Raw genomic sequence first — 20,393 nt, 5'->3', positions numbered from 1 at the left:
TTATGAGGACCTCACCCCGGCTCAGCCTGAACAACGGCGTGCTGATCGACCAGCTGGGCTTTGGCCTGTACAAAGTGCCGCCGTCGGACGCGGCAGGACTCGTGGCCATGGCCCTCGGCGCCGGCTACAGGCATTTTGACACCGCCGCCATGTACGGCAATGAGTCCGGTGTTGCCCGCGGCATCAGCTCCCAGCTCGGCGCTCCGGCAGGCAGCGGCGGCTCCGGGGAACTGTTCCCGGCACCCGCCAGGGAAGATCTTTTCGTCACCACCAAGGTGTGGAATGACCACCACGGCTACGACGCCACCCTTCGGGCATTCGACGACTCGATGGTCCACCTTGGCTTGGATTACGTGGACATGTACCTCATCCACTGGCCCTGCCCCCGGCGCGGACTGTTTCCGGAAACCTACCGGGCCCTCGAGACGCTCTACCGGGAGGGTAAGGTCCGGGCCATCGGTGTCAGCAACTTCCAGCCTTCCCACCTTGACCGGCTGATGCAGACAGCAGAAGTAACACCCGCCGTAAACCAGATCGAGCTGCACCCCTGGCTTCAGCAGCATGAGCTCCGGAAGGTCCATGATGACCTGGGCATCCGGACCGAAGCCTGGAGTCCCCTGGGGCGCGGACACGTGCTTGCCGATCCCGTCGTCGGGGCCTGCGCCGCCGAACTTGGCCGGACGCCTGCCCAGGTGGTCCTCCGCTGGCACATGCAACTGGGAAACATCGCCATCCCCAAAGCCAGTTCGGAGGCGCGGATCCGCGAGAACCTGGACATCTTCCGCTTTGAGCTTTCGGCCCGGGATATGGACGCGCTGGCCGGCCTCGACCGGGGCGAGCGTACCGGCTCCCACCCGGACAACGTCAACTAGGACCAGCATGAAAACAACACACCCGGGGCAGCCGCCCGCGCCCGCCTTCTTCAGCCCGGACCTGGCAGGACGCACGCGTGCTTCTTCCGTGCAGCTCACCGGCGGGAAAGTGGCCTTCTGGACGTATGAACCCGTCCGGGAAACACCGGAAACACGGACCATCCTGGTGATCCACGGGTTCCGCGGCGACCATCACGGACTGGTGCGCGTGGCCGACCAGCTTCCCGAAATGCGCATCATCATGCCGGACCTGCCGGGTTTCGGCAGCTCAGAGGCCTTCGGGGACGGCGGCCACACGGTGCCCGGTTATGGGGCGTTCATCAGCGAGTTCATGAATGCCCTGGGTTTGGGACCGGACACGGTTCTGCTGGGGCACTCCTTCGGATCCATCGTGGCCGCGCACTTCGTGGCAGCCCATCCGGCCGCCGTACATCCCCTGATCCTCATCAATCCCATTGCCGCACCGGCCCTGGAGGGCCCCAAAGGCATCATGACCAGGCTGGCGGTGCTGTACTACAAACTTGCCGCCCGGCTTCCCCGTCCGCTGGGGCAGGGACTCCTCCGAAGTCCGTTGATCGTCCGCGTGATGAGCGAGACCATGGCCAAAACGACCGACCGGGAACTCCGGCGCTTTATCCACGGCCAACACCACGCGTACTTCAGCGCATTCGCCAGCAGGGACAGCCTCCTCGAATCGTTCACTGCCTCCGTCAGCAGCCACGTGGCCGAGGTGGCCGGCCGGTTGCCCCTTCCGGTGCTGCTGGTTGCCGGCGAAAAGGACGAGATCGCCACCCTCCCCGACCAGCACCGGCTTCTCGGGCTGCTGCCCGACGGCGAACTCAAGGTCATCCCGGGCGTTGGCCATCTCATCCACTACGAGACTCCGGAACCCGCCGCCCGCTACATCCGCAGCTTCCTGAAGGACCATCCCGCGTGAAGATAGTCATTGATGCACGTTTCACCAGGACCGACCACCATGACGGCATCAGCCGCTATGGCGCGAGCCTGATCGAGGCCACCGCTAAGATCGCAGATGTTTCCATGCTGGTCTCTGACCTCCGGCAGCTCGCCCTGCTGCCCGATGTTCCCTACACGCTGATCAACAGTCCCCTCTCCCCCCTGGAACTGTTTGTAGCGCGCAAGGTGAACCCGCTGGGCGCTGACGTGGTGGTCTGCCCGATGCAGACAATGGGCACCTGGGGCCGTAAGTACGGGCTGGTCCTGACGTTGCATGACCTGATCTACTACGAGCACCCTGCGCCGCCAGGATTCCTGCCCGCCCCTGTCCGGCTGCTGTGGCGGCTGTACCACAAGGCTTTCTGGCCGCAGCGGCTCCTCCTCAACCGGGCGGACGCGGTGGCAACCGTCAGCCGGACAACCGAGGCGCTGATCGCCAAGTACCGGCTGACGCGCCGGCCCGTAAGGGTTATCGGCAACGCTCCCCAGCCGGCGGCGGATCCGCGGGTCCCGGAGGCCGGTGCGGAGCCTTCGCTCGTCTATATGGGGTCTTTTATGCCCTACAAGAACGTGGAAACCATGGTGGAGGGGATGGCTTCGCTTCCCGGCTACACGCTTCACCTCCTCAGCCGGATCACGCCGCAGCGCCGCGCCGAGCTGGAAAAGCTCGTCCCGTCCGGAGCCCATGTGGTGTTCCACAACGGCGTGACGGACGAGGAGTACGGAACCTTCCTGAAAACGGCGACGGCGCTGGTGAGCCTCTCCCGGGCGGAGGGTTACGGCCTGCCGCTCGTTGAGGCCATGGCGGTGGGCACACCGGTCATTGCCAGTGACATCCCCATTTTCCGGGAAGTGGGCGGTGACGGCGCCAGCTACGTTGATCCGGCCTCGCCGGAACAGTTCGCCAACGCCGTGATGAAGCTGCAGGACCCGGAACGGTGGCAGGAAGCCTCGCGATGCTCCCTTGCCCGTGCCCGTCAGTTCACGTGGGACGAATCGGCCCGCCAACTGGTGGACGCGGCACACGACATCATCGCCCAGCGCCGAAAGTAACGGCGCCGGGACAGGAAAGGCCGGCGCAGCTAGAGGACGTCCACGCCGTCAAGGCGGAGCTGGACAGGCTCTGCGCTCCGCTTTGCGGCCGTAGCGGCCCGCGTTGCACGCAGGACCCGGGTTACCGCCGCCGCCTGGGTGTACGGGAAAAACAGGAGGGTCCGGACGTCCTCTCCCACCCGTCGCGATGAGGGCGGTCCGTTGAGGACCACCGGCGCCGGCCCGGCACTGCGCAGGCTGATCCCGGCTGGTTCCAGTTGGGCTGCCACTGCGGACGTAAAGTGTTCGACGGCGGCCCGGGGGCCGGTGACCGAGGCAATCCGCACCGCGGGCGGCAGTTGCAGCTCCACCCGCAGGGCCAGCTCCCGCCGCGCGTAGCCCGCAGGGTCCCACCGCAGCAGGGCACCCACGGCGGACGTGTCCGTTGCGGTGATGACGACGAGCCCGCCGTCGGAGGCCGGCCGCACCAGGGCGGCGGCGTTGAACCAGCGGCGCACCGTGTCCTCGCCGGCCCGCAGATTTTCCCGCCGCAGCAAGGAATCGCCGTCGAGCAGTAGCGCCGCCGCATAGCCGCTCTCGGCCACGGGTTCTGCGCCCACGGTAGCTACTACCAAAGACTTGCCCGGGCCTACAGTGGCTTTGACCTGATCACCCGAGGAAGTGATCACCGTTTTTCCCGGGAACCCGCGTCCCAGTTCCTCGGCGGTCCGCATCACTCCGGTAGCACCCTTGCGGAGCTTCCGGCCCCCGCAACGGGAGCACTCCCAATCGAGTGCCGGTGTGGAGCACCACCGGCACTGCGGAATCGCGGAATTGCCGCTGGCCAGCGCCAGCGGCCCTTGGCAGGTTCCGCAGCGGGCGGGTTCGCGGCAGGTTTCGCAGACCAGTGAGGGCACGTACCCTGCCCGTGCCACCTGGACCAGGACAGGGCCGCGTTCGAGTCCTTCCTTGGCGGCGCGCCAAGCGGCGCCGGGCAGGCGGGCAATCCTTGCGAGCGGGTCCCTTTCCTGTTCGAAACTGTCAGCCGTGTTCACAACGCGCGGGACGGTGCGGCGGACAACGTTCCGATCGGCCTCAACGGGAAGGGCCCAGCCGGTCTCCACCAGCCGCTGGACTTCGGTACTGCGGGTGTGGCCGGCCAGGAGGCATGCGGCCCCTGCCTGCTCGGCACGCAGGAGCAGGACCTCGCGGGCGTGCGCATAGGGCGCGCGCTGCTCGATGTGGAGGTCGTCGCCGTCGTCCCAACAGACCACGAGCCCCAGGTCCTTGACCGGGGCGTAGGCTGCCGACCTCGTGCCAATCGCCACACGTGCTGTGCCGGCAAGGAGGCGCAGGAAGTTCTGGTAGCGCGGAGTGGGTCCGTCCTCCGCCGTCAGGCGGGCTACAGCCTGCTCCGGGAGCAGGCTGGTGACTGCGTCCTCGAGCCGGTCCAGGTCGCGGTTGTCCGGCACCACTACCAGGGCACCCCGGCCGGAAGCGAAGGCAGCGGCCACGGCCTGGGCCACCAGTTGGGGCCAACCTGCGGCGCCAGACGCACGGAGCGGATTGAGTACCGCCCGCGGTGCACGGCCGTCTGCCAGGTGGCGGAGGAATGCCGGGCCGTTGCGGTAGTCGGTCCAGGCGGCCGGCCCGGTGACCTCCGCCCCAGGGTTCATCGGCTGGGGAGCCGCTGCCCCCGCCGCCGGTTCCCGGACACCAGGGAAGGTCTTCTCCAGACGGGCCACCCGGGGCGGGACTGCGACACGGAGGACATCGCTCACCGTTCCGGCGTAGCGGGCAGCGACGGCGGTGGCGAGATCGCGGATCTCCGGCGTCAGGACAGGAACCGGGGAGATAACCTTGGCCAGCGGCAGGAGCGTGTGGCCGGCGTCGGACCCGGCCACCCGCTCCATAATGAAGCCGCTGAGGTCCTGGCCGTTGAACTTGACCTTGACCCTGACCCCGGGCTGGGCATCCCCGGCGAGGCTGGCCGGGACGCCGTAGTCGAAGGGCCGGTCCAGGTGGGGCAGGGAGGACTCCACGAGCACACGGGCCACCGGGAGGTGGTCTGCGAACTGCGGGCCGGACTGTTGTTTCCGGTCCGGGAAACCCTGCAGCAAGGATGGCTGCACGGCTGATGGCAGATCCAGTAGCGGTTGTGCCGAATCGTCAGCAACCACAGCGGCTACCTCCGTTCAACATTGCCTGGGTGGACACAGTCAGTAGACCATCAGGCACTGACATTCCTGCCGGCGGGCGTTGTCCCGCCGGCACAGCACACCGGTTGCCCTAGGCGTTGAAGAACGCCTTCAGGTCGTCAACGCGGTCCAGGCGCTCCCAGGTGAAATCCGGATCGTCGCGGCCGAAGTGTCCGTGTGCGGCAGTCTTTGCGTAAATCGGCCGCTTCAGGTCCAGGGCGTCGATGATGGCCCGGGGCCGAAGGTCGAAGATCTCCGCGATGGCGGCGCTGATGCGTGCCGGGTCCACCGTTTCGGTACCGAAGGTTTCAACGTAGGTTCCCACCGGGCGGGCCTGGCCGATGGCGTAGGCGATTTGGATCTCCGCACGTTTGGCCAGTCCCGCGGCCACCACGTTTTTGGCGACCCAGCGCATGGCGTATGCAGCGGAGCGGTCCACCTTCGACGGGTCCTTGCCGGAGAAGGCACCCCCGCCGTGGCGGGCCATACCGCCGTAGGTGTCAACAATGATCTTCCGGCCGGTGAGGCCGGCATCGCCCACGGGCCCGCCGATCACGAATTCGCCGGCCGGGTTCAGAATGTTCGCAGCACGGGAGATGTCCAGGTTGGCACCGGCCAGGACGGGCTCGATCACGATCGAGGCAAGGTCTGCACGGAGCTGCTCCAGGCTTGCGCCCTCAGCATGCTGGCTGGAGATAACGACGGTTTCGACAGAGACGGGCCGGTCCTTGTCATAGCCCACGGTCACCTGGGTTTTGCCGTCCGGGCGGAGGTAGGCCAGCTGGCCTGACTTGCGGACTTCCGTGAGCCGCTCCGAGAGCCGGTGTGCCAGCCAGATGGGCGTGGGCATGTAGGACGGGGTCTCGTCACTGGCGTAGCCGAACATCAGGCCCTGGTCGCCGGCGCCCTGGAGGTCGTAATCATCCTCCTGGCGTCCCTCGCGCGCTTCAAGGGAGTTGAAGACTCCACCGGCGATGTCGTTGGACTGCTGGCCGATGGACACGGAAACACCGCAGCGGGCGCCGTCGAACCCGTTGGCCGAGGAGTCGTAGCCGATGCCCAGGATGGTCTCGCGGACAATCTGCGGGATTTCGACGTAGGCGTCGGTGGTGACCTCACCGGCCACGTGGACCAGGCCTGTTGTGGCCATGGTCTCCACGGCAACGCGGGATTCCGGGTCCTTGTCCAGCAGGGCGTCAAGAATGGCGTCACTGATCTGGTCGCAGATCTTGTCCGGATGGCCCTCGGTGACCGACTCGGAGGTGAAGAGCCGGAGCGCGGAGGGCGTGGCCGCGTGGGACGGGGGAAGGTGCAGCGGTAAAGTCACTCAACTACCTTACTTGTTGGAATCCGTACACCCCGCAGGGGACGTCAGGAGATGTCCTCGTGCTAAGCGGACGTGGCCGCCGAACACTCAGGCGCGGGGCGAAACGTGGTTCAGTTCGAAGCCGATCCGGCTGATGATGGCGGCGGAAACTTCTGTCTTGGTTCCGGCCGCCTCCTGTGGTTCGGAGCCGGAACGGGACAGGATGACCACGGAGTTGGTGTCCTGGCCGAAAACTTTGTCGGTGCCTACGTGGTTGACCACCAGCAGGTCGCAGCCTTTGCGCTGGAGCTTCGCTTCGGCGTATGCCCGGACATCGCCCTGGCTGTCCCCGGTTTCAGCGGCGAATCCAACGATCAGTTGCTGCCCCTCCCCTGCTCCTGCGATGTTCCGGCGCTCCACCAGCTCCTGCAGGATGTCAGGGTTGCGGACCAGCGTGATCACGGGATCGGCAGTGTCGTCGCGCTTCTTGATTTTGGTGTTTGAGACCTCTGCGGGACGGAAGTCGGCCACTGCGGCGGACATAATGACGACGTCGGAATCGGCAGCGGCGGCCATTGCGGCCTCGCGCAGTTGCAGGGCAGTCTCCACCTGCACCACTTCCACCCCGGCCGGCGGGGGAACTTCCATGTGGGCCGCGAGCAGCCGCACTGTTGCCCCGGCATTGCGTGCCGCGACGGCCAGTGCGACGCCCTGTTTGCCGGAGGACCTGTTGCCGAGGAACCGGACCGGATCGAGGGGTTCGCGGGTTCCGCCGGCGCTGATGGTCACGGTCTTCCCCGCCAGCGGCAGCTGGTAGTCAGACTGCCCCTGGACCAGGGCCATGGCGGCGTCGAAGATCACTTCGGGCTCGGGCAGCCTGCCCGGTCCGGAGTCGGCCCCCGTCAGCCGGCCGGTAGCTGGCTCAAGGACCGCTGCGCCGCGGCCGCGCAAGGTTTCCACGTTGGCGCGGGTGGCAGCGTGCTGCCACATCTCGGTGTGCATGGCCGGGGCGAACAGCACCGGGCCATGGGCCATCAGCAGGGTGTTGGTGAGGAGGTCCCCGGCCTGGCCGGTGGCTGCTTTGGCCAGGAGGTCGGCAGTGGCCGGGGCGATGACCACGAGGTCCGCTTCGTGGCCCAGGCGGACGTGGTTGACCTGGTGGACGTCGTCGAAAACGCTGTTGCTGACCGGGTTTCCGGACAACGCTTCCCAGGTGGCGGTTCCCACGAAGCGGGTGGCCGCCTCCGTGGGGATCACTGTGACGTGATGGCCGGCTTCAGTAAAAAGCCGGAGGAGCGATGCCACCTTGTAGGCGGCAATCCCTCCCCCGACTCCGAGGACTATGCGCACGTGAACTCCGTCAACAGCACGTCAGGCGGCGGAATTACTCCGCGGCTTCGATCGGCGTGGAAACCAGCTTGCCTTCGTTGATCTCGCGCAGGGCGATCGAAAGCGACTTCTCGTTCAGCTTGGTGTCAACCAGGGGGCCGACGTACTCGAAGAGGCCCTCGTGCAGCTGGGCGTAGTAGGCGTTGATCTGACGAGCACGCTTGGCACCGAAGATCACCAGGCCGTACTTGGAATCGGCTGCTTCGAGCAGCGAGTCGATCGGCGGGTTGATGATGCCTTCAAGGTTCGTGGACACGAATTCTCCAAATTACTAGCGGGCTGACGCTTCCCGCGCTCCGTGCGGATGCGGGGTCAGCCCCATGAGTGAAACAAGCTCGTCCGCCGCCCGGCGAACGTCGTCATTGATGACGGTATGGTCGAACTCCGGTTCAGCAGCAAGCTCCAGTTTAGCGGTTTCCAGCCGGCGCTGCTGTTCCTCGGGAGTTTCAGTGCCGCGGCCCACCAGCCGGCGGACCATTTCGTCCCAGCTGGGCGGTGCGAGGAAGACGAACTGTGCGTCCGGAACGGCCGCCTTGACCTGGCGGGCTCCCTGCAGGTCGATCTCCAGCAGCACTGAGCGTCCTTCGGCGATAGCCTGGTTCACGGTGCTTTTCAGGGTGCCGTACGTGTTCTCGCCGTGGACCACTGCCCACTCCAGGAGCTCGCCTCCGGCAACCAGGCGTTCGAACTCCTCCTTGGACTTAAAGAAGTAGTGCACGCCGTCGATTTCACCTGGCCGGGGCGCCCGGGTGGTGGCAGATACCGACAACCAGACCTCCGGGTAATTGTCCCGGATGAAGGTGGACACGGTGCCTTTGCCAACAGCCGTCGGACCTGCGAGGACTGTCAGTCCAGGTTTTTTGCTCACGTATTCCTTTATGCCGGAGTTCGGGGTGAGCTGGCCCGCGGGCCAGCCCTAGTTCTCGTCTATAAAATCTACCAGCGCCCGGCGCTGGTGGACGCCGAGGCCCCGGAGCCTGCGGGAAGCCGCAATACCGAGCTGCTTCATGATGCCGGCGGCCCGGACTTTACCGATGCCGGGCAAAGCCTCCAGCAACTCCGATACCTTCATCCGCGCCATGGCTTCATCTTCCATGGCCGAATTGATGATCTGGGACGCGGACCTCTCGCCGTTTTTCAGGCTTTCCTTGGCCGCCGCCCGGGTTGCCCTGGCCGCTGCCGCCTTGTTTAAGGCATCAGTGCGCTCGGACGCGGATAAGGGTCGCAGCACCATGGGTGACACCCCCGATTTCGGCGGATACGTCCAAGGGCGGCCGCCCTTGGACGTATCCTGAAACTACCCTTTGGTGCTGCTCGAATCAATGCATCCGGGGGAAACAGCCGGCTGTTGGCAGGCAGCAACCCTTATTCGCCGCGCAATCCGTCGAGGGTCCGCCGGGCGGCGTCCCGCAGTGCCCCGCGCTCGGGACCGGCCGCGAGGATGTCCCGGCTGGAGGTACCCAGCACCTGCGCATAGGCGTTGCCGAAGGTGGCGCGCAGATGGGCCGGGGTGGCCCCCTGCGCACCCAGGCCCGGTGCCAGGATGGGGCCGCGCACGGCGGCGAGATCCATGTCCAGGTCCACAAGGGCGGAGCCCACGGTGGCACCGACCACCAGTCCCACAGAGCCCATGTCCCCCGGGTATCGGAGGTTTTCACCGCCGGCAGCCAGCGCGATGCGGCGTGCCACGGAATCAGCTCCCCCCACGTGCTGGACTGACGGCCCTTCGGGGTTGGACGTCAGTGCGAGGACAAAAACACCGCGCCCGGTTTCGGCTGCCAGATCCAGCGCGGGGCGCAGCGATTCGAAGCCCAGGTAGGGGCTGAGGGTCACCGAGTCGGCGGCAAGCGGGGAACCGTCCCGGAGCCAGGCGTCAGCGTAGGCAGCCATGGTGGAGCCGATGTCGCCGCGCTTCGCGTCGGCAATAGTCAGCACGGACTCATCCCGGGCTACGGCCAGGACCTCTTCCAGCACGGCCATTCCGGCGGAGCCGTGGCGCTCGTACAGCGCCACCTGCGGCTTGATTGCGGCAGCGAGCGGGGCCACCGCGTCGAGGACGGTGAGCGAAAAAGCACGGAGGCCTTCGACGTCGTCCTTCAGCCCCCAGGCGGACAGCAGGGACGGGTGCGGGTCAATGCCGACGCACAGCGGGCCGCGGGCAGCCATGGCGGCACCGAGCCGGGAGCCGAAGGACTCCCGGCCGGCGCCTGGTACCAGTTGGGTGCCGGGTACCTGCTCAGGCATGCTGCAGGGCCGCTTTCTGGGACTCGGCCAAGGCGGCAGCGTGCTCCTGCAGGCTCGTGACGGACCATTCGTAGGTACGCATGGCTTCGATGGCCTGGACCGCCGCGTTGAACTCGGCGACCGTGGTGATGCAGGGAATGCCGATGGATGTGGCGGCGGCACGCAGCTCGTAGCCGTCACTGCGGGCCTCGCCGCCCGAAGGCGTGTTGAAGACCATATCGATTTCGCCCGCGATGACAAGATCCGCGATGGTGCCTTCGCCTTCGGCGCTGCTGCCCTCGGCCACCTTGCGGACCGGGGTGGCCTGGATGCCGTTGCGGCGCAGGACGTCGGCGGTGCCGCCGGTGGACACGATCTCGAAGCCGAGGTCAGAGAGCCGCTTGACGCCCATGATCACTGAACGCTTGTCGCGGTTGGCCACGGAGACAAAGATCTTGCCTTCGGTGGGCAGCGCGTTGTTGGCCGCTGCCTGGCTCTTGGCGAACGCGGTATCGAAGTGCTTGTCGATGCCCATGACCTCGCCGGTGGAGCGCATTTCCGGTCCGAGCAGGGAGTCCACCACTTTGCCTTCCAGGGTGCGGAAGCGGCTGAACGGCAGGACTGCCTCCTTGACGGACACGGGAGCGTCCAGGGGCAGCGTGGAACCGTCGCCCACCTCGGGCAGCATCTTGTAGGCGCTGCGGAGCTGGTTGATGGTGACGCCGGTGCCGATCAGGGCAGCGGCCTTCGCCATCTGTACGCCGGTGGCCTTGGAAACGAACGGCACGGTCCGGGACGCCCGCGGGTTGGCTTCGAGGACGTACAGCACGTCGGAAGCCAGGGCGAACTGGATGTTGATCAGGCCGCGGACCCCCACGCCTTCGGCGATGGCGCGGGTCGCGGTGCGCACCCGCTCCAGGACGTTGGTGCCCAGGGTGATGGGCGGCAGGACGCAGGCGGAGTCGCCGGAGTGGATGCCGGCTTCCTCGATGTGCTCCATGATGCCGCCCAGGTACATGTCAGTGCCGTCGAAGAGGGCGTCGACGTCGATTTCGACGGCGTCCTCCAGGAAGCGGTCGATCAGCACCGGGTGGTCCGGGGTGATTTCCGTGGCGTTGGCGATGTAGCGGGACAGGTTGGGCTCGTCGTAGACGATCTCCATGCCGCGGCCGCCCAGCACGTAGGACGGGCGGACCAGGACCGGGTAGCCGATCTCGTCGGCGATCTTCTTGGCGTCCTCGAAGGAAACAGCGGTGCCGTTCTTCGGGGAAACCAGGCCGGCCTTGTCCAGAACGCGGGAGAACAATCCGCGGTGCTCGGCCAGGTCGATGGCTTCCGGGGACGTGCCCAGGATGGGCACGCCGGCGTCGGCGAGCTGCTGGGCGAGCTTGAGCGGGGTCTGGCCGCCGAGCTGGACGAAGACGCCCATGACACCGCCGGTGCGTTCCTCGGCCGCGATGACCTCCAGCACGTCCTCGAGCGTCAGCGGCTCGAAGTACAGGCGGGTGGAGACGTCGTAATCCGTGGACACAGTCTCCGGGTTGCAGTTGACCATCACCGTCTCGTAGCCGGCCTTGCGCAGCGCCATTGAGGCGTGGACGCAGGAGTAGTCGAACTCGATGCCCTGGCCGATGCGGTTGGGACCGGAGCCGAGGATCAGGATGGAGGGCTTGGAGTGCAGCGCTACCTCGTCCTCCTCGTCGTAGGCCGAGTAGTGGTACGGGGTGTACGCGGCGAACTCCGCAGCGCAGGTGTCCACGGTCTTGTAGACGGGGCGGATCCCCAGTGCCTGCCGGACTCCGCGGACCACGGCCTCGGAGTTGTGGGTGAGGCTGCCGATCTGCTCGTCGGAGAAACCGTGACGTTTGGCGCGCTTGAGCATGTCAGCCGTGAGCGCCCCTGCCTGGCGGATCTCGCGGGAGATCTCGTTGAGCAGCTGGAGCTGGTCCAGGAACCACGGGTCGATCTTGGTGGCCTCGAAGAGGTCCTCCACGCTGGCGCCGCCCAGGAGGGCGCGCTGGACCTGGTGCAGCCGTTCCGTCGTCGGGCGCTTTGCCTTTTCGATGAGCTCAGCGACTTCCCATTCGGGAACGCTGCTGAAGTCCAGCTGCGAGCCCTTCTGCTCCAGCGACCGGAGCGCTTTCTGCAGGGCTTCAGTGAAGTTGCGGCCCATGGCCATGGCCTCGCCCACCGACTTCATGGTGGTGGTGAGGGTGTTGTCCGCTGCCGGGAACTTCTCGAACGCGAAGCGCGGGACCTTGACCACCACATAGTCGAGGGTGGGTTCGAAGGACGCGGGGGTCTTCTGGGTGATGTCGTTGGGGATCTCGTCCAGGGTGTAGCCCAGGGAGAGCTTGGTGGCGATCTTGGCGATGGCGAAGCCTGTGGCCTTGGACGCCAGTGCCGAGGAGCGGGAGACACGCGGGTTCATCTCGATGACCACCACGCGGCCGGTGGCGGGGTCGATGGCGAACTGGATGTTGCAGCCGCCGGTGTCCACGCCCACCTCACGGATGACGGCGATGGAGATATCGCGCAGCCGCTGGTATTCGCGGTCGGTGAGGGTGAGGGCGGGGGCAACCGTGATGGAGTCGCCGGTGTGGACGCCTACGGGGTCGAAGTTCTCGATGGAGCAGACGACAACCACGTTGTCGTTCTTGTCGCGCATCATCTCGAGCTCGTACTCCTTCCAGCCGAGGATGCTCTCTTCGAGCAGCACCTCACTGGTGGGGCTGTACTGCAGGCCCTGGCCCACGATGCGGCGGAGGTCGTCCTCGTTGTAGGCAAGGCCCGAGCCGAGGCCGCCCATGGTGAAGGACGGGCGGACCACCATGGGGTAGCCGAGGTCGTCGGCGGCTTTGAGGGCCTCGTCCATGCTGTGGATGATGTGGCTGCGGGCGGATTCAGCGCCGCAGCGTTCCACCACGCCCTTGAACTTCTCGCGGTCCTCGCCAAGTTCGATGGCTGCGATGTTGGCGCCGATGAGCTCCACGTTGTACTTCTCGAGTACGCCGTTCTTGTCCAGGGCGATGGCGGTATTCAGGGCCGTCTGGCCGCCCAGGGTGGGCAGGACGGCGTCGGGGCGTTCCTTGGCGATGATCTTCTCCACCACCTCGGGGGTGATGGGCTCGACGTAGGTGGCGTCGGCGAACTCCGGGTCGGTCATGATGGTGGCCGGGTTGGAGTTGACGAGGATGACCCGCAGGCCTTCCTCCTTGAGGACGCGCAGCGCCTGCGTGCCGGAGTAGTCGAATTCGGCGGCCTGGCCGATGACGATCGGGCCGGAACCAATGACGAGGACGCTCTTGAGATCTGTACGTTTCGGCATTACTTCTTGTCCTCAGTCTTGTTGTCGTTTTTGTGTTCAGCGCCGGCGGGGTGTGCAGAGTCCACCGGGTCCTTGGACAGGTTGGCGGTCCTGCCGTCCCGGGTGCCTTCCATCAGGTCGATAAAGCGGTCGAACAGGTAGGCCGCATCGTGCGGGCCCGCCGCTGCCTCGGGGTGGTACTGCACGGAGAAGGCGGGGATATCCAGGCAGGCGAGGCCTTCCACGACGTCGTCGTTGAGGCTGACGTGGCTGACCTCAACGCGCCCGTAGCGTTCTTCGGGAGCCTGGGTGGCGCCGTCGAGCGGTGCATCCACGGCGAAGCCGTGGTTCTGGGAGGTGATCTCCACCTTGCCGGTGCGGCGGTCCATGACGGGCTGGTTGATGCCGCGGTGGCCGTACCGCAGCTTGTAGGTGCCAAAGCCGAGCGCGCGGCCCAGGATCTGGTTGCCGAAGCAGATGCCGAAGTACGGGAGCTTCTCGTCCAGAACGGAGCGGAGGAGCTTGACCTGGGCGTCGGCGGTGGCGGGGTCGCCGGGGCCGTTGGACATAAAGAAGCCGTCCGGGTTGACGGCTTTGACGTCTTCGAGGGTGGCGGTGGCGGGGAGTACGTGGACGCGGACGCCGCGCTCGGCGAACCGGACGGGGGTCATGGCCTTGATGCCGAGGTCGACGGCGGCGATGCTGAACCGCGGTTCGCCGTCCCAGCCGTGGTCCTTCGGATCGACCACGTACGCCTCGTCCACGCTGACTTCCTCAGCGAGCCGGGCGCCTTCCATGGGCGCGCTGGCCAGTACGGCGTCGAGCAGTTCCTTGTCTGAGGCCTGGGCGGCTTCACCGGAGAAGATGCCGGCACGCATGGTTTTGTGCTCGCGCAGGTGGCGGGTGATGGCGCGGGTGTCAACACCCTGGATACCCACGATGCCCTGTGCCACGAGTTCCTCGTCCAGCGAACGCTCGGAGCGCCAGTTGGAGGGGCGGCGGGCGGCGTCGCGGACGATGTAGCCGGCCACCCAGATCCGGCGGGACTCGGCGTCGTCATTGTTTACGCCGGTGTTGCCGATGTGCGGTGCGGTCTGCACCACCAGCTGGCGGGCGTAGGAGGGGTCCGTGATGGTTTCCTGGTAGCCGGTCATGCCGGTGGCGAAGACTGCCTCTCCCAGGGCGGTTCCGGTGGCGCCGTAGCTGCTGCCGCGGAAGATGCGGCCGTCTTCAAGGACGAGCGCAGCGGGAGCTGATACAGGAGCGGAAACTGGGGCGGATACTGCGGTGTTTGTTGTCACTGTGCTTACTTTCCACTATTGGCATCAGCCGCGGGGGCCGAAGAAATCAATTCCTGAAGTGCTGCGAAGAGCACGTTCCTGTCCTCTGCGCGGCGGGTCCGGAAGCCGGTGTCCAGCTCGCGGCTGCCGTGCACCCACGCCAGGACCAGGAGGCCGTCCTTCTCGACGAACTTGCCGGCCATGCCACTGTCCAGCCGCACCCCCGTGAGGGATGCCGCAGGAATGTACAGCGCCTGCGCCCCGGCCCGGTCAAAGAGGACGCCGTGCTGGTAGACCTCCAGCGTGGCGTTGGTCCGGATGCCCAGCCCGTGCACGGCGATCCGGTCCAGCCAGTCGCCGCCGGTGGTGGACGCAACGTACTGCCCCTCGGCGCTGTTGAGCGGCTCCCCCGGTGCCTCGGGCACCTGCGGCAGCTGTTCGACGTCGGCCTGGCGTCGAAGGCGGTTCCGCCAGCCCAGCCCGATGAGGGCAAAAACTACGGCGATCAGGCCGACCGTGATGATCAGCGAGAGCAGCTGGGTGTCCATCAGGCGGCGCCTACGGACGCCGCGTGCGGGTAGGGGGTGTTGAGCGCGCCGTCCAACACGGTGGGGTGTCCCTTGAAGAAGGTGGCAACCACCTTGCCGGGCAGTTCCATGCCCTTGAACGGGGAGTTGCGCCCCATGGTGGCCATCTTGGCGGGCTCCACAGTCCAGCGTGCGGCGGGGTCCACCAGGATGATGTTGGCGGGCTCCCCTGCTTCCAGCGGCCGGCCCTGGTCCTCGAGGCGGCCGATCTTTGCGGCTGCCGTAGAGGTGACCCGGGCGAAGTCGGCCCAGCTGATCAGGCCGGTCTCGATCATGGTGTGCTGCACCACGGACAGTGCGGTTTCCAGCCCGGTCATGCCCATGGCGGCCTGCGCCCACTCGCATTCCTTGTGCTCGCTGGGGTGAGGTGCGTGGTCGGTGCCGACGACGTCGATGGTTCCGTCTGCGAGGCCGGCGCGCAGGGCCTGGACATCGGCGTCGGTACGCAGGGGCGGGTTGACCTTGTACACGGGGTCGTAGCTGCGGACCAGGTCATCGGTCAGCAGCAGGTGGTGCGGGGTGACCTCAGCCGTGACGTTGATGCCGCGCTGCTTCGCCCAGCGGATGATCTCCACCGAGCCGGCGGTTGAAACATGGCAGACGTGGAGCCGTGAGCCAACGTGCTGGGCGAGCAGCACGTCGCGGGCGATGATGCTTTCCTCCGCCACAGCCGGCCAGCCGGTGAGCCCGAGGACGGCTGACACTTCGCCCTCGTTCATCTGGGCGCCGGCGGTAAGACGCGGCTCCTGCGCGTGCTGGGCCACGACGCCGTCGAAGGCCTTGACGTACTCCAGCGCACGGCGCATGAGGACGGGATCATGGACGCAGATGCCGTCGTCGGAGAACATCCGAACCCTGGCGCGGGAATCGGCCATGGCGCCGAGTTCTGCGAGCTGCTCGCCGGCCAACCCGACGGTGACGGCGCCTACGGGGCGCACGTCCACCCAGCCGGCCGCCTGGCCGAGGCTGAACACCTGCTCCACCACGCCGGCGGTGTCCGCCACGGGGGTGCTGTTGGCCATGGCATGGACGGCAGTGTACCCGCCGAGGGCGGCGGCCCGGGTTCCGGTCTCAACGGTTTCGGCGTCCTCGCGGCCGGGCTCGCGGAGGTGCGTGTGGACGTCCACCATGCCGGGCAGCGCCACCAGGCCGGCGGCGTCGATGACAGTGGCGCCAGTGGCCCTACCTTCGGCGGTCAGGTCGGTGCCGGTTTCGGCGATGACGCCGTCGCGGACCAGCAGGTCCGCCGGCTCGCCGCCCAGGAGTGAGGCGCCGCGGATCAGATAGGTTCCGGTGTTGCCTGCCATCAGTTGCTCTCCTTGGTGGAATGGGTGCCGGCGTACGCCAGGGCGGGGGCGGCTGGTTCGCGGGTGTCCCCGGAGAGCAGCAGGTAAAGGGCGGCCATCCGCACGGACACGCCGTTGCGGACCTGGGCCAGGACGGTGGAACGGGGGGAATCGGCGGCGGCCGCGGAGATTTCCAGGCCCCGGTTCATGGGTCCCGGGTGCATGATGATGGTGTCCTTCATGCCCAGGGTGTCCAGGGAACGCAGCCTGTTGTCGTCGAAGCCCCACCGGCGGGAGTACTCCCGGGTGCTGGGGAAGAAGGAGGCGTTCATGCGTTCGCCCTGCACGCGGAGCATCATTACCGCGTCAACACCCTGCTCGAGGGTTTCGTCCATGTTGTAGCTGACGGTGCACGGCCACTTTTCAACGCCGATGGGCAGCAGGGTGGGCGGCGCCACCAGGGTGACTTCGGCACCGAGGGTGCGCAGGAGCCAGACGTTGGAGCGGGCCACGCGGGAGTGCAGCACGTCCCCGGCGATGGCCACCCGCATTCCCTTGAGGTCTGCGCCCTCGGACCCGGTGCCGGCCAGGCGGGCCCAGTGGCGGCGCATGGTGAACGCATCAAGCAGCGCCTGCGTGGGGTGTTCGTGGGTGCCGTCACCGGCGTTGATGACGGCGGCGTCGATCCAGTCCGTCGCAGCCAGCCGGTGCGGTGCCCCGGAGGCCCAGTGCCGGATCACGACGGCGTCCGCTCCCATCGCGGACAGCGTCTGGGCTGTGTCCTTGAGGGACTCCCCTTTGGAGACCGAGGAGCCCTTGGCGGCGAAGTTGATGACATCCGCGGACAGCCGCTTGGCAGCGGCTTCGAAGGAGATGCGGGTGCGGGTGGAGTCCTCGAAGAAGAGGTTCACCACGGTGCGGCCGCGCAGTGCGGGGAGTTTCTTTACCTCACGGTCGCCAACGGCGGCCATTTCCTCCGCAGTGTCGAGAATGCGGATGGCGTTGGCCAGGCTGAGGTCTTCGGTGGACAGTAGATGCTTCACGAGCGGCCCTCGATCACTACTTCGTTGACGGGGGTGCCGCCCGGGGCGGTGTCCGTTTCCTCAAGCCGGACGCGGACTTTTTCGGTTGAGGAGGTTGGGAGGTTCTTGCCCACATGGTCTGCCCTGATGGGAAGCTCGCGGTGGCCGCGGTCAATGAGCACGGCGAGGCGTACGATGCGGGGCCGGCCCAGGTCAACGAGGGCGTCCAGGGCGGCGCGGATGGTGCGGCCCGAGTACAGGACGTCGTCGATGAGGACCACCACTTTGTTGTCGATGCCGGTACGCGGCAGCTTGGTGGGGTACGGCGGGCGCGTGCCCTGGTGCGACAGGTCGTCACGGAACATCGTGACATCGAGCTGGCCGACGATGGCCGCGGCGTCCACGGTGGGATCGGCGGCGGCGATCTTTTCGGCGAGCCGGGCTGCCAGCGGATATCCGCGGCGTGGAATGCCGAGCAGGACGAGATCCCGGGAACCCTTATTGGCTTCGAGGATCTCATGGGCGATACGAGTGAGGGCCCGGTCGATGTCCGCCTGGCTGAGGACCACCCTGGCTGGAACCGGTGCGCTGGTGACAGAAGTCAACGCTCGTCTCCCCTTTCCCCGCCTCACAGGACGGAATTAAAAAAGGATCATGTGCGTCTCAAAATTACCACACGGGCAAGCTGGCGCCCCTGCTGGAAAGACGCGGTGATGGTCACACTTCCCACGCCCCCTGGCAGGATCCTTGGAGGTGTGGCGGGAGCCACCTAGGCTTTCGGATATGTCGATGCATCCCCGCTACCCTGCGTCCGGACCGCCTGAAGATCCCTTCCGGGGCGGCGGGACCCCGCTCCCTCGCGAAGCCAACCCCACCTGGATGGGCCAGGTGCAGCCTGGCAACTACCGCTCGGCCCCCGGGCACCAGGGTCATCCAGTGGATGCCTTCGTGCCGCCCGGGGTTCAAGGCAGCGCTGTCAGGGCCGGCCGGGTCCGGAGCGGGAGCCTTGTTGCGCTGACCATCGGCGGCAGTGCCCTGGCCTTCCTTAGCCTCTTCCTGGTGGTGCCGTTCCTGTTGTCGAACATAGGCGCGGCGGGGTTCCTGATAGGTTTCCTTGCTTCGCTGATCCCCTTGTCGGTAGTCCTCCTGACTGTCCACGTCATCGATAAATGGGAACCCGAGCCAAAGCGCCTCCTGTTCTTCGCCTTCACGTGGGGCGCGGCCGTGTCCATCGCAGTTACCCTGCTGATCCAGCCGTTTTTTGTCCTGGGCTTCCAGTTTTCCGATGAAGCGGACCTGCAGACCTTCATGGCCACGGTCCAGGCGCCGATCGTGGAGGAGTTCGCCAAATCCCTGGGGCTGCTGCTCCTGTTGTTGCTGGCCAGGCGGCACTTTGACGGGCCCGTTGACGGGGTGGTTTTCGCCTTCACCATTGCCGGCGGCTTCGCCTTCACCGAGAACATCCTGTACTTCGGCAGGGCCATCGCCGAATCGGCAGACCCGGCCGGCGATTTCGCCCAGGTGTTTTTCCTCCGCGGCGTGATGTCGCCCTTCGCCCATGCGATCTTCACGGGCACCACCGGGCTGGTCATGGGGTTCGCCGCCCGCCGCGGAGGTACCGGCGTCGCGGTGGCAGCCTTGGTCCTGGGGCTGCTGCCGGCCATGTTCCTGCACAACAGGTGGAACAGCATGGGCCAGGGCTTCCTGGTGGACTACATCCTGGTCCAGGTTCCCATCTTCTTCCTGGCCGTGGCCGGCATCATCCTGCTGCGGGTGGCGGAGAAGCGCCTGACCCGCCAACGCCTGCTCGAATACTCCGCGGCCGGCTGGTTCACCCCTGCCGAGGTGGAGCTCCTCGCCACCTTCGGCGGCCGCCGCACTGCACTCCGCTGGGCGGGCAGCTACGGCAGGAAGCGGCAGATGAAGGAATTCACGAAAGCCGCCACTCAGCTGGCCAACACGCGGCAGCGCATCCTCAGCGGCCGTGACGTGCAGCTGCACCAGGCTGAGGAGCGCCAGCAGCTGCAGCGCATCCTGGCCTTGCGGGCCGCCGTCGCGCGTTAAACTCCCAGCCCCGCAGCGGCCGGCTACCGGCGGACGGCACTCTACGTTGACAGCAATAGTGCCTCATCCAGCACTTTTCCGAAGTTTGCGGCATCGTGGGCAAACCTGCCCAGGAAGAGCCCCGAAACACCGGCCAGCGTGGGCAGGAGTCCTGGTTTTGCCGAGCCGCCATAAATGACCGGCAGGCTTTGCAGCGTTACTCCCGCCTCCGCTTCATTGGCGCCGAGCAGCACGCGGAGCGAACGCACTACCGCGGACACGTAGTCGGCGCTGGCCGGTTCTGCTGCCCCAATGGCCCAGACGGGCTCGTAGGCGATGATGAGCCGGGATGCCGCCTTCCAGTCACCGCCTACCGCGTCCTTGATTTGCTGGTGGACGAAACCGGCTGCCGCTGCTGCGCCGGCTTCTGTCATGTCACCGCAGGTTTCCTCACCGACGCACAGCAGTGGAGTCATCCCTGCGGCATCTGCTGCCAGGACCTTGCGTGCGATCACCGTGCTGTCTTCGCCGAAATGCCGGCGCCGTTCGGCGTGCCCGATTTCTACGAGGCTTACTCCGAGCTCTGCCAGGAGGGAAGGCGATACCTCCCCTGTCCAGGCACCGTCAGCCCAACCGCAGTTTTGGGCGCCCAGCAACACCGGCGAGCCGGAAAGGAGCTGTGCCGCAGCGGGCAGGACGGGGAACGAGGGGATGACAAACGGGACAACCCGCCCGGCCGCGAGGGCCGGACGGGTGTCCACTTCGTGCCGCAGCCGCTCCAGCCAGTCCAGGCTGTCCCGGTAACCGAGGTACATCTTGGTGCTGACCCCGACGTACACGGTGTTGGTCAGGGCCGGTACCCTTCCGGGACTGCCTTCAGGCACAGGAGGC

18 protein-coding genes are annotated in these 20,393 nt (G+C 66.7%); 4 read left to right on the top strand and 14 right to left on the bottom strand.

Translation table 11 applies throughout. The annotated features are described in order from the left end of the window. The first annotated feature begins 2 nt into the window (after nucleotides 1-2). The 3 genes from QF047_RS08875 to QF047_RS08865 are packed head-to-tail and all read left to right on the top strand — an operon-like array spanning nucleotide 3 to nucleotide 2,882. Nucleotides 3-872 (top strand): aldo/keto reductase, encoded by an 870-nt coding sequence (locus QF047_RS08875; RefSeq protein WP_307275765.1) that lies wholly within the window; start codon nucleotides 3-5, stop codon nucleotides 870-872. 7 nt (nucleotides 873-879) lie between these two features. After that, nucleotides 880-1,809, top strand: coding sequence for an alpha/beta fold hydrolase (locus QF047_RS08870; protein ID WP_307275763.1), 930 nt, complete (start codon nucleotides 880-882; stop codon nucleotides 1,807-1,809). Beyond that, entirely contained in the window at nucleotides 1,806-2,882 is a 1,077-nt protein-coding gene (locus tag QF047_RS08865; RefSeq protein ID WP_306633735.1) for a glycosyltransferase family 1 protein, read from the top strand. Before QF047_RS08870 ends, QF047_RS08865 begins: the two co-directional genes overlap by 4 nt. Nucleotides 2,883-2,911: 29 nt before the next feature. On the opposite strand, the gene QF047_RS08860 is transcribed toward QF047_RS08865, so the two are convergent. From QF047_RS08860 to pyrR, 13 genes are all read right to left on the bottom strand, one after another. Then, nucleotides 2,912-4,993: a primosomal protein N' gene (locus QF047_RS08860; RefSeq protein WP_373427757.1), complete on the bottom strand. Its 2,082-nt coding sequence runs from the start codon at nucleotides 4,991-4,993 to the stop codon at nucleotides 2,912-2,914. A 157-nt stretch (nucleotides 4,994-5,150) separates the two neighbouring features. Continuing rightward, nucleotides 5,151-6,386, bottom strand: coding sequence for a methionine adenosyltransferase (metK, locus tag QF047_RS08855; protein WP_306633737.1), 1,236 nt, complete (start codon nucleotides 6,384-6,386; stop codon nucleotides 5,151-5,153). Between the two features lie 87 nt (nucleotides 6,387-6,473). Beyond that, nucleotides 6,474-7,715 carry a bifunctional phosphopantothenoylcysteine decarboxylase/phosphopantothenate--cysteine ligase CoaBC gene (gene coaBC / locus QF047_RS08850; RefSeq protein ID WP_307275758.1) on the bottom strand — a complete coding sequence of 414 codons (1,242 nt, stop codon included), beginning with the start codon at nucleotides 7,713-7,715 and terminating at the stop codon, nucleotides 6,474-6,476. 34 nt (nucleotides 7,716-7,749) lie between these two features. Continuing rightward, complete coding sequence (gene rpoZ, locus QF047_RS08845; RefSeq protein ID WP_003800778.1) at nucleotides 7,750-8,010, bottom strand: DNA-directed RNA polymerase subunit omega; 261 nt, start codon at nucleotides 8,008-8,010, stop codon at nucleotides 7,750-7,752. Between the two features lie 15 nt (nucleotides 8,011-8,025). Continuing rightward, nucleotides 8,026-8,622, bottom strand: coding sequence for a guanylate kinase (gene gmk, locus QF047_RS08840; protein ID WP_306633740.1), 597 nt, complete (start codon nucleotides 8,620-8,622; stop codon nucleotides 8,026-8,028). A 48-nt stretch (nucleotides 8,623-8,670) separates the two neighbouring features. Then, a complete protein-coding gene (gene mihF, locus QF047_RS08835) occupies nucleotides 8,671-8,988 on the bottom strand; it encodes an integration host factor, actinobacterial type (protein ID WP_306633741.1) in 318 nt (105 codons plus the stop codon). Between the two features lie 131 nt (nucleotides 8,989-9,119). Beyond that, the gene (gene pyrF / locus QF047_RS08830; RefSeq protein ID WP_307275752.1) at nucleotides 9,120-9,998 is read right to left on the bottom strand and encodes an orotidine-5'-phosphate decarboxylase; all 879 of its coding nucleotides are present in this window, start codon (nucleotides 9,996-9,998) and stop codon (nucleotides 9,120-9,122) included. Then, complete coding sequence (gene carB / locus QF047_RS08825; RefSeq protein WP_306633744.1) at nucleotides 9,991-13,305, bottom strand: carbamoyl-phosphate synthase large subunit; 3,315 nt, start codon at nucleotides 13,303-13,305, stop codon at nucleotides 9,991-9,993. The genes pyrF and carB overlap by 8 nt, the downstream gene beginning before the upstream one ends. Continuing rightward, on the bottom strand, nucleotides 13,305-14,585 hold the full coding sequence (carA, locus tag QF047_RS08820; RefSeq protein ID WP_307275748.1) for a glutamine-hydrolyzing carbamoyl-phosphate synthase small subunit: 1,281 nt from the start codon (nucleotides 14,583-14,585) through the stop codon (nucleotides 13,305-13,307). The genes carB and carA overlap by 1 nt, the downstream gene beginning before the upstream one ends. A 5-nt stretch (nucleotides 14,586-14,590) precedes the next feature. Then, nucleotides 14,591-15,112, bottom strand: a complete 522-nt coding sequence (locus QF047_RS08815; protein ID WP_307275746.1) for a hypothetical protein — start codon at nucleotides 15,110-15,112, stop codon at nucleotides 14,591-14,593. Beyond that, entirely contained in the window at nucleotides 15,112-16,458 is a 1,347-nt protein-coding gene (locus QF047_RS08810; RefSeq protein WP_307275744.1) for a dihydroorotase, read from the bottom strand. Before QF047_RS08810 ends, QF047_RS08815 begins: the two co-directional genes overlap by 1 nt. Further along, entirely contained in the window at nucleotides 16,458-17,480 is a 1,023-nt protein-coding gene (locus tag QF047_RS08805) for an aspartate carbamoyltransferase catalytic subunit (RefSeq protein WP_307275742.1), read from the bottom strand. The genes QF047_RS08810 and QF047_RS08805 overlap by 1 nt, the downstream gene beginning before the upstream one ends. Continuing rightward, entirely contained in the window at nucleotides 17,477-18,064 is a 588-nt protein-coding gene (pyrR, locus tag QF047_RS08800; RefSeq protein WP_306633751.1) for a bifunctional pyr operon transcriptional regulator/uracil phosphoribosyltransferase PyrR, read from the bottom strand. Before pyrR ends, QF047_RS08805 begins: the two co-directional genes overlap by 4 nt. Before the next feature lie 178 nt (nucleotides 18,065-18,242). Between pyrR and QF047_RS08795 the strand changes: the two genes are divergently transcribed. After that, nucleotides 18,243-19,523, top strand: a complete 1,281-nt coding sequence (locus QF047_RS08795; RefSeq protein WP_373427756.1) for a PrsW family intramembrane metalloprotease — start codon at nucleotides 18,243-18,245, stop codon at nucleotides 19,521-19,523. A gap of 41 nt (nucleotides 19,524-19,564) precedes the next feature. Here QF047_RS08795 and QF047_RS08790 read toward each other — a convergent pair whose 3' ends face one another. Next, nucleotides 19,565-20,386: a triose-phosphate isomerase family protein gene (locus QF047_RS08790; RefSeq protein ID WP_307275737.1), complete on the bottom strand. Its 822-nt coding sequence runs from the start codon at nucleotides 20,384-20,386 to the stop codon at nucleotides 19,565-19,567. Nucleotides 20,387-20,393: the final 7 nt, after the last annotated feature.

The organism is Arthrobacter sp. W4I7 (assembly GCF_030816215.1).
Taxonomy (GTDB): domain Bacteria; phylum Actinomycetota; class Actinomycetes; order Actinomycetales; family Micrococcaceae; genus Arthrobacter; species Arthrobacter siccitolerans_A.
Note: the sequence above shows the minus strand (reverse complement) of the source record. Positions and strands in the feature narration are given on the sequence as shown.

Excerpts from the sequence above, each read along its gene's own strand:
- QF047_RS08875 (WP_307275765.1), top strand. The coding sequence starts at position 3 with ATGAGGACCTCACCCCGGCTCAGCCTGAACAACGGCGTGCTGATCGAC.
- QF047_RS08870 (WP_307275763.1), top strand. The coding sequence starts at position 880 with ATGAAAACAACACACCCGGGGCAGCCGCCCGCGCCCGCCTTCTTCAGC.
- mihF (WP_306633741.1), bottom strand. The coding sequence starts at position 8,988 with ATGGTGCTGCGACCCTTATCCGCGTCCGAGCGCACTGATGCCTTAAAC.
- pyrF (WP_307275752.1), bottom strand. The coding sequence starts at position 9,998 with ATGCCTGAGCAGGTACCCGGCACCCAACTGGTACCAGGCGCCGGCCGG.
- carB (WP_306633744.1), bottom strand. The coding sequence starts at position 13,305 with ATGCCGAAACGTACAGATCTCAAGAGCGTCCTCGTCATTGGTTCCGGC.
- QF047_RS08815 (WP_307275746.1), bottom strand. The coding sequence starts at position 15,112 with ATGGACACCCAGCTGCTCTCGCTGATCATCACGGTCGGCCTGATCGCC.
- QF047_RS08810 (WP_307275744.1), bottom strand. The coding sequence starts at position 16,458 with ATGGCAGGCAACACCGGAACCTATCTGATCCGCGGCGCCTCACTCCTG.
- QF047_RS08795 (WP_373427756.1), top strand. The coding sequence starts at position 18,243 with ATGTCGATGCATCCCCGCTACCCTGCGTCCGGACCGCCTGAAGATCCC.